Source organism: Streptomyces sp. NPDC030296, from assembly GCF_055572815.1.
The window spans coordinates 134821-143593 of the sequence record NZ_JBVICQ010000018.1; the positions used below are offsets into that span (position 1 = coordinate 134821).

8 protein-coding genes and 2 pseudogenes are annotated in these 8773 nt (G+C 71.3%); 8 read left to right on the forward strand and 2 right to left on the reverse strand.

From position 1 onward, the window contains the following. Positions 1-550 precede the first annotated feature (550 nt). Both ACZ4Z3_RS37100 and ACZ4Z3_RS37105 read right to left on the reverse strand, forming a co-directional pair. Positions 551-1295 (reverse strand): annotated as a pseudogene (locus ACZ4Z3_RS37100) (helix-turn-helix domain-containing protein); the annotation flags it as partial. Then, positions 1292-1579, reverse strand: a complete 288-nt coding sequence (locus tag ACZ4Z3_RS37105) for a helix-turn-helix domain-containing protein (protein WP_468505189.1) — start codon at positions 1577-1579, stop codon at positions 1292-1294. The pseudogene ACZ4Z3_RS37100 and the gene ACZ4Z3_RS37105, both read right to left, overlap by 4 nt. Before the next feature lie 980 nt (positions 1580-2559). On the opposite strand from ACZ4Z3_RS37105, the gene ACZ4Z3_RS37110 reads away from it, so the two are divergent. The 8 genes and pseudogenes from ACZ4Z3_RS37110 to ACZ4Z3_RS37145 form a co-directional block, all read left to right on the forward strand. Then, positions 2560-2730 carry a hypothetical protein gene (locus ACZ4Z3_RS37110; protein ID WP_468505190.1) on the forward strand — a complete coding sequence of 57 codons (171 nt, stop codon included), beginning with the start codon at positions 2560-2562 and terminating at the stop codon, positions 2728-2730. 151 nt (positions 2731-2881) lie between these two features. Beyond that, positions 2882-3154: pseudogene (locus ACZ4Z3_RS37115) on the forward strand (lyase family protein); the annotation flags it as partial. Positions 3155-3384: 230 nt separating this feature from the next. Beyond that, positions 3385-4755 carry a four-carbon acid sugar kinase family protein gene (locus ACZ4Z3_RS37120; RefSeq protein ID WP_468505191.1) on the forward strand — a complete coding sequence of 457 codons (1371 nt, stop codon included), beginning with the start codon at positions 3385-3387 and terminating at the stop codon, positions 4753-4755. After that, the gene (locus ACZ4Z3_RS37125) at positions 4748-5617 is read left to right on the forward strand and encodes a class II fructose-bisphosphate aldolase (protein ID WP_468505192.1); all 870 of its coding nucleotides are present in this window, start codon (positions 4748-4750) and stop codon (positions 5615-5617) included. Before ACZ4Z3_RS37120 ends, ACZ4Z3_RS37125 begins: the two co-directional genes overlap by 8 nt. A gap of 164 nt (positions 5618-5781) precedes the next feature. Next, positions 5782-6531, forward strand: a complete 750-nt coding sequence (locus ACZ4Z3_RS37130) for an aspartate/glutamate racemase family protein (protein ID WP_468505193.1) — start codon at positions 5782-5784, stop codon at positions 6529-6531. 47 nt (positions 6532-6578) lie between these two features. Further along, a complete protein-coding gene (otnI, locus tag ACZ4Z3_RS37135; RefSeq protein ID WP_468505194.1) occupies positions 6579-7397 on the forward strand; it encodes a 2-oxo-tetronate isomerase in 819 nt (272 codons plus the stop codon). Positions 7398-7488: 91 nt separating this feature from the next. Then, positions 7489-7713 carry a hypothetical protein gene (locus ACZ4Z3_RS37140; protein ID WP_468505195.1) on the forward strand — a complete coding sequence of 75 codons (225 nt, stop codon included), beginning with the start codon at positions 7489-7491 and terminating at the stop codon, positions 7711-7713. Beyond that, the coding region (locus tag ACZ4Z3_RS37145) for an aldehyde dehydrogenase family protein (protein WP_468505196.1) at positions 7706-8773 on the forward strand (1068 nt) is incomplete at its 3' end. The genes ACZ4Z3_RS37140 and ACZ4Z3_RS37145, both read left to right, overlap by 8 nt.

Consider the following 8773-nt stretch of genomic DNA (forward strand, 5'->3'; position numbering starts at 1 on the left):
CCCAGCACTCCGGACACGCAAGCTCGTCTTCCCCACACACGTGAGGGTCTGTCGCGCATGCGGATGTCCGCCAGGATGAGTTTGCCGTCCTCCCCACACGCATGGGGGTCGATCCACGGTGCGCGCGGTCGCGGTCGACTACAAGTCGCCTTCCCCACACGCGTGGGGGTCCACCCGCAGGACACCGAGCGCCCAGGCGAGCCGAAGTCTTGTGGGTGGTGTAACCGGGATACATCCGTTTGTGCACATGGTGGCCATGCGGAAGGGCAGCCCATGCTGCTGCCCGCCTATGCGGCTCTGATGATCGTGACAGGGCTCAGCACCTCGTCGATCGTGCTTGCCAAACCAGTCGCCGAACCGAGAATCCAATTAGATTGGAATAGAAAGCTGCAGGTCAGACGGCCATTCCCTTGGGCTTCTCGTCTCACTGCGCTGGAGATTCTCAATCGATGTCGCCAAGCCTTCTCATCTGATGTCACCGGTTCTGCGCTGGGACCAGCAGAGATGCATGGCATCCAAGTGAGAACTGATGGTGACACCGAAATGAGAAGTCGCACCTTGCGGGTCTCGTCCAGCAGTCGCATGGCGTCCGGGATGGCCCGCTTCACCAGCGCCGCCGTGGCTGCGTCGACGTCGCCCCGGTGCTCGGCGAGCGCGGCCCGCACGGCCTCGCGGATCAGGTCGACCGGGCCGGACGTCTCTTGGAACGCGTGGCGGGCCGGGCCCTTGGAACGCTCCGTCGCACGCGCCGGCCGTGTCGTGCGCAGCGGCGCTTTCCAGGTGTGCGTGGTGGGCTGTCCGGCTGGCGGGGCAGCTGGGGCTGCGGTGGCGGTGGGCCGGCAGTCGGCCGGGGTCAGGTGCTGAGCGAACCCCGCCACGCGTTGTCCGGCCGGACGGCCGCACAGCACACAGGGCTCGGGGGCGACGAGCAGCTCCACGTCGTCCCCGCCCTCGTCCTGGCCGAGGTCGGGCGAAGAGGAGGAGGCGACGGTCGCGGCCGTACCTGACGTGACGGGCTGCTCCGCAGCCGGCGCCGCCTCGGTGTTGGACCCGGTGGCGAGCTTGGCGTTCAGCCCGTCCAGCAGGTAGGCGTATTTGGTGCGGATCTCGCCGGCCGGGTCCCGGCCGCTTTCCCATCCGCTGAGGGTTGAGGGGCTCACGCCGAGCGCGCGTGCCACCTGTGCCTTGGACAGCCGAGCCCGCTCCCGCAGCTCGCGGCGCACGTGGCGGGGCGGGAGTTCGGCCTGGGGGCCGACGGCGTCAAGCAGCGAGTCGATCGCGTCGAAGTCGCTCACCGGCCCGTCCCCCTCGCTTCGGTCCGCGCGGTACGGCGTCTGTCGGCGGGCAGCGCCTCGCACGCTCTGGTCGGACCCGCCAGGAGATCCAGCGCGCCGATGCCGTAGTGCTCGGCCAGGACGTCGACGTCGCGCAGGCTCCAGGAGATGGCGCCCGACTGCCGGCGCGACACCTGTGTCTGTGTCAGTCCCAGCACCCCCGCGACCGACCGCTGCGATTCACCCGTTACCTGCATCAACGCGGCCACCGTCAGCCGCAGCGACTCCTCCAAGCGCAATCCCATGTCACCATCCTACCAGGATCCATGCAACTTACGCATCAGCATCAGCTTTTCACTATCCCTAATGCAGAAAAGCTTTCAGCGCTCTGAGGGGGCTGAAGGTTCTCGGGCAGGCGGTGCGTCAGCGATCCATGCCGCCCCGATCACGCGGAAGCCGTCGGCCGCGCGCCGGGCTTCCCGATTCGCCTGGCGCGCCTGTTCCACCGCACGATCGGACAGGCACCGCGGGCACGCGAGGTCCACGACACGGTGGCGCAGGGCCCGGCGCAGCCGGAGCCGGGCGGTGGCGGCCACCCACGGCGTGGCGGCGCACCGTGCGCACGCCAGTGCAAAAGAGTGCCGCGACCACGGAGGCGTTGCCGGCGTAGTCGGCCAGGAGAAGCGCCGTCTGGGCCCGGTGGCCGGCCGGGAACCGGGCTGCGAACTCGGTGGGCTGTTCCGGCTGGAGGAGGGCGTCGTGGCGTTCGCAGCGCGGCGTCTTCTTGCTGTTCCGGGCGATGCCCGGCGAGCTGATGTCCCTAGCTCAAGAAGCCTGCCGGGGGCCTGCGGACAGCGGGCTGCCGTTGAGATTGTTCTTATCTACCAAGATCCTCCGGGTCTGCCGATGGCTTCGAGAGGCTAAGGGCGTTTGGCGTCTTGCCGAAGTCCCAGCAGGGGCCCGTCTTTGTTCCTGGCGCCGGGTGGCCGTCCCGGGCCGGCGCCTCGGAGTTTGGGAGGACGGGCCCGGCAGGCGAGGTCCCCGAGCGGTCCAGCTCACGGTCTGCTTCGCGAACCGGAAGGTGTGATCGGATCGAAGCGGCTGCGCATCGCGCTGATCAGCCGCCGCAGCCCGCCGTCCGCCGTCCGCCGTCCGCCGCGGACCATGGCCTCCCGGACGGAGAGCCGACTGAACCGCGGTAGAGATCGCCTTATAGGGCCGCCTTATAAGCCACATCGGGATTGAGTCTTGGACGCGCTGCCCGGCCCGCTGCTGCAATCGGCCTATGACGAACAAGAACCACCGCCTCGCCCTCGCCTCCGGGGACGGCCTCCGGGCCGAGGTCCTGCCGCCCGCCCGGCGATGGCCGACGTCGCCCGTCCCCTTCTACGGCGGCACCGCCTGGTTCCTGCCGTCCGGCGGCGCCTGCGACAAGGCGAAGGACGAGTCGTTGTGAGCCGATACCGACGGCGGTGAGAGTGCCCAGACCTTCCGCGGCGTGGTCGTGGCACGTCGCACCGCCCTGGCGGGTCGTGCTCGCTCTCCCTCTTGCCGCACCCCACGCACCCGCACGCCTGAACACGCTCCAAGAGAAGGCCCGGCCTGCCATGACCGCCGTAGCGCACCGCAGCGAGCACGACCTGCTCGGTCATCGCGACGTCCCCGCCGAGGCGTACTGGGGCATCCACACCCTGCGCGCCCGGGAGAACTTCGCCATCACAGGCACGCCGATTGCCACCTGCCCGCATCCGATCGACGCTCTGGCCGCCGTGAAGGAGGCCGCCGCCCTGGCGAACGAGGAACTCGGCCTGCTGGATCCGAGGAAGGCCGCCGCCGTCGTCCAGGCGTGCCGTGAGATCCGTGAGGGCGAGCTGCACGACCACGGACAAGGGCCTGCTGCCCGCCGGCGCCCTCGCCGAGCTGCTGTGTCCCGAGGCCGTCGCGGGACCCGGTCAGGCCCTGGTGTGACGTGATCAACCGCGACCCCGACTGACGTTCCCCCCAACTACCCGTAAGGGAGCAGGAGTTCGCCATGCCCCTACCCCTCCATGCCCGGACGCGGCCCGTCCCCGAGGCAGCGGTGCTTCAAGGGCTGCCCCCAGTCCGTGAGGTGAGCGCCGCGGAAGTGGCCGCCCGGATATCCGGTGGCCCCCGTCTCGTCGTCCTCGACGACGATCCGACCGGCACCCAGACGGTCGCCGACGTGCCCGTCCTGACGTCCTGGACGGTGGACGATCTGCGCTGGGCGCTGCACCAGGACAGCGCCGTCTTCTTCGTCCTCACCAACACCCGCAGCCTGCCTGCTGAGGACGCCGCCGCCCGCAACCGCGAGGTGGTCCGCGCCCTGCACGCGGCCGCCGCGGCCGAGGGCACCGGCTACGTCCTGGCCAGCCGCGGCGACTCCACCCTGCGCGGCCACTTCCCGCTGGAGACCGACGTCCTCGCCGAAGAGCTGACCGAGCTGGGCGCGGGTGCCCCGGACGGTGTGGTGGTGGTCCCCGCCTACATCGAGGCGGGCCGGCTGACCGTCGGCTCGAACCACTGGATGCGGACCGCCGACGGGCTGCTCCCGGTCGGGACGAGCGAGTTCGCCCGTGACGCCACCTTCGGCTACCGCAGTTCCTCGCTGCCCGAGTGGGTGCAGGAGAAGACAGGCGGACGCGTACCCGCGGACGAGGTCCTGCGCGTCACCCTCGACGACCTGCGCCGCGGCGGCCCGGGGCACACGGCGCGGCTGCTGTCCTCGCTGCGCGGCGGACGGGTGGCCGTGGTCGACGCGGTGTGCGACGACGATCTGCGGGTGCTCGCCCTGGCCCTCGCACAGGCGGAGCAGGACGGCACGCGGCTGCTGTACCGGGTCGGGCCGTCCTTCGTCAGAGCCCGCGCCGGACAGGCGGGGCGGGCACCGCTCACCCCGGCCGAACTGCGCCCGCTGCGCGGGGACGCACCGCACGGTCTCATCGTCGTGGGGTCCCATGTGGCGCTGACGACACGGCAGTTGGACCGCCTGCGGGAGCGAGGTGGGATCGCCGAGTACGAGCTGGACGTGGCCCTGCTGCTCGACGAGGAGCGGCGTGAGGCCCACATCGCCGAGGTCGCGGCCGCGGCCGCCGGCGCGCTGGACTCGGCCGACGCGGTGATCCGCACCTCTCGCACGCTGGTGACGGGTGCCGACGCGGACGGCAGTCTGGCGATCTCCCGCCGGGTCTCCGCCGCGCTCGTTCAGGCCGTGCGCCAGGTCAACGCCGCCCGGCGGCCCGCTTTCGTCGTCGCCAAGGGCGGTATCACCTCCAGCGACACCGCCACCCACGGCCTTGAGATCCGCCGTGCCTGGGCCCGGGGCACGCTGCTGCCGGGCATCGTCTCGCTCTGGGAGCCCGTGGACGGCCCCGCCGCCGGCATCCCCTACATCGTCTTCGCCGGGAACGTCGGGGGCGCCGACGCCCTCGCCGACGCCCTCGACCTGCTCAGGAGTGCCTGATGCTGCTGCACGGAACCGATGCCCTGAAGCAGGCCCGGCCGCCGGTCACGCCCTGCCCGCCTTCGTCGCCTACAACCTGGAAACGGTCCAGGGTGTCACGGCCGCCGCCGAGGCCGCCGGGCAGCCGGTCGTCATCCAGGCGGGCTCCAGTCCCTTCAAGTACGCCGGCCGCGAGGCCCTGATGAAGCTGGCGCTGGACGCCGCCGCGCGCTCCACGGCCCCTCTCGGAGTGCACCTCGACCACAGCCGGGACCTGGACGAGATCACCGCCTGCCTCGAGGCGGGCTACACCTCCGTCATGGTCGACGGCTCCCACCTGCCGTTCGCCGAGAACATCGCGCTGACGAAGGAGGCGGTCCGCAGGGCCCGCGACCACGGCGCCTGGGTGGAGGCCGAACTCGGTGCCCTCCCCGGCGACGAGGACGTCTCCACCGACGCCGTCGCGCACACCGCGGCGATGACCGACCCGCGGCAAGCGGCGGAATTCGTGGCCGCGACCGGCGTGGACGCACTCGCCGTCGCCGTCGGCAACGTCCACGGCTTCACCCAGCACCCGGTCCGCCTGGACCTGGAACGGCTGGCCGCGATCCACGAGGTGGTAACCGTCCCGCTCGTCCTGCACGGCGCCAGCGGTCTGCCCGTCGAGGAACTTCACGGCGCCCTCGCGCGAGGCGTCGCCAAGGTCAACGTCAACGCCGAACTGCGCCGCGCCTACCTGGAGGCCACCCGCACGGCCCTCCCGTCCGCGCTGCCCGGCTCCGACGTCGTCTCCCTGTGGGCGGCGGGCCGCGACGCGGTCCGGGACGCCGCCCTGGAGGTCATCGGCCGCCTGAGCCCCCGCGCCGAGGGGACGAACGCGTGACCTGAGCTCCGCCCCGCCGACCCCGGGCCGCACCACACCGACGGACGCAAGGCCGTCGTACGCCCCCGGCCGTGCGCGTCGGCGCACGGTTCGCACCGCTCTGTCCCGCGCTCTCGTGCCCTCCTGTGCACGCGGGCCGATACCCGCACCCTGTTGGAGCCACCATGTCCACCACTGCCTCGATCGCCGTACTGCACACCAGCCTGCTGTTCCTCGACGCCGATTCGGTCATCAACGAGTACCTCGCGGAACTCGCGCCGGACGCCAGGGTCCTGCACTTCGTCGACAGCGACGTGCTCGCTGCCGTGATGCGCGACGGCGAGGTCTCACCTGCCAGCACGCAGCGCATGGTGCACCTGGCCCAGGCCGCGCAGGCCGCGGGCGCCGACGTCATCTTCTCCGCCTGCTCCTCGGTCGGTCCGGCCATCGACGTGGCCCGACGCCTGGTCTCCGTCCCGATCGTCAAGATCGACGACGCGATGGCCGCGTCAGCGGTCGAGACCGCGGGCGCCATCGGCGTCCTGGCGACGGTCCCCACGACGCTGCCGCCGACCCGTGCCCTCGTCGAGAAGAAGGCCCGGGCGGCCGGTCGCGACATCACCGTCCAGGAGCGGCTGTGCGAGGGCGCTTTCTCGGTGCTGATGTCCGGTGACCGCGACCGCCACGACGCGATGGTGCTTAACGGGGCACGGGCGCTGGCCAAGGAGGTCGACGTGATCATGCTGGCCCAGGCATCCATGGCACGGCTGGCTCCCGCCATCGCCGAAGCCGTCGGCAAGCCCGTGCTCTCCAGCCCGCGCAGCGGAACGCAGAACGCGGTGCGTGTGCTGCACGAGCAGACGGCTGAACCTGTTCGTGCCACACAGAGGGCCGTGGAGACCACGCAATGGCAAGGAGGCTGCGGAGCAAGGTGATTGAACCACTGACCGTGGCCTTCCCCCGCCCGAGCACAGGAGCCGGCATGCCGAGGTTCGCAGCGAACCTGTCCATGATGTACAACGAGCACGATTTCCTCGACCGCTTCGCCGCGGCCTCATCTGATGGCTTCCAGGGGGTCGAGTACCTCTTCCCCTATGCGTACGACGCCGCCGAGCTGCGCCGCCGGCTCGACGACCACGGCCTGGTGCAGGTGCTCTTCAACGCACCTGCCGGAGCGTGGGAGTTGGGAGAGCGCGGGATGGCGGCACTGCCCGGACGTGAGGCGGAGACGCGTTTTGGGGTGGACCGGGCGCTGGAGTACGCGGGGGTGCTGGGCTGCCCTCGGGTGCACCTGATGGCCGGACTTCTCCGACCGGACGCGACACCGGCCGAGCGGGCCAAGCACCGCGACACCTACCTGACCAACCTGGCCTGGGCCGCGCAACGGGCCGCCGCGGCGGGCGTCGACATCCTGATCGAGCCGATCAACGGCCGTGACATGCCGGGGTACTTCCTGAGCACCCAGGCCGAGGCCCACGCCGTGGTGCAGGAGGTGGGAGCCTCCCATCTCAAGGTGCAGCTCGACCTCTACCACTGCCAGATCGTCGAGGGCGACCTCACCACGACACTGCGCCGCGACCTGCCGACCGGCCGGGTCGGTCATCTGCAGATCGCGGGCGTGCCCGACCGGGGTGAGCCCGACCGGGGTGAGTTCAACGTCCGCCACCTGCTCGACGTGGTCGACGAGCTGGGCTTCGACTGGTGGATCGGCTGCGAGTACCGCCCCCGCGCCGGCACGAGCGAAGGTCTTGGCTGGCTCGACGACTACCGCAGCCACCGAGCAGGAAGCGCACGAGGATGAGCGGTAGGGCCTCGACCCCGACCTGGTCACCTTGGCCAAACCTCCACCACACGACTCCTCACCGCCGACCCGGCCGCCCGGGCCGCCGCCCATGAGGCCGTGGTCCGTATCGGCGGCGGCCGGGCGGGCGCCCGAGGCACCATCGACGTCCACGACCCGAGCCCTCCTCGGCACCGTCGCGGTGTCCGGGCCGGGCGCCGGCCGCATCGAGACCGCCTACGCCCTGCTGTCGGACCTCACCGCCATCCACCAGCGCCACGCCGACGACGACACCGCGCCCATCCGCCCCGTACTGAAGGAGACCCACCGTGTCTGACACCGCCATACCCCCCGGCATCGAACTCGGCGCCGACACAGCGCCCGTGCACAACCCCTACACCGGCGAGGTCATCGCCTCGGTCCCCACCGCCGACGCAGACGCCCTCGGCGGCATCCTGCAGCAGGCCAGGCGCGGGCGCCGCACCGCGGCCGCCCTGTCCCGCGCCTCCAGAGCCGCGGTCCTGGAACGCGCCGCCCACCTGATCGAGCTGCGCGCCGAGTCCTTCGCCCAGCTGATCGTCAGCGAGGCCGGCAAGACCATCACCCAGGCCCGCAAGGAAGTCGCCCGCGCGGTCAACACCCTGTCCCTGTCCGCGGCCGAGGCACGACGCAACGCCGGCGAGGTCATCCCCTTCGACTCCCATGAGGGCTCGGAGAAACGACAGGGCTGGTTCACCCGCGAACCACTGGGCATCATCGCCGCCATCACCCCGTTCAACGACCCCCTCAACCTGGTCGCCCACAAACTCGGCCCGGCCCTCGCCGGCGGCAACGCCGTCATCCTCAAACCCTCCGCGCTGACCCCGCTGACCGCGCTGCGCCTGGTCGACACCCTCATCGAGGCCGGCCTGCCCGAGGAGATCGTCACCGTCGTCAACGGCGACGCCGGCATCGCCGCCGCGATCGTGGCCGCCCCCGACGTGCGCATGATCTCCTTCACCGGAGGATTCACCACCGGCGAGGCCATCTCCCGCACCGCCGGCCTGAAGAAACTCGCCATGGACCTCGGAGGCAACGCCCCCGTCATCGTCATGGACGACGCCGACCTCGACGAAGCCGTCACCTCCTGCGTCTCCGGCGCCTTCTGGGCCGCCGGCCAGAACTGCATCGGCACCCAGCGCATCCTCATCGCCGCCGAGGTCTACGAACGCTTCCGCGACGCCTTCGTCGCCCGCACCGAACTGCTGCGCGTCGGCGACCCGCTCGACGAGCGCACCGACGTCGGCCCCATGATCACCCCGCAGGCCGCGGCCGCCACCCGCGCCAAGGTCGACACGGCGCTGGCCGAAGGCGCGAGGCTGCTGTGCGGCAACAACGCCACCGGCGCCCTGTACACG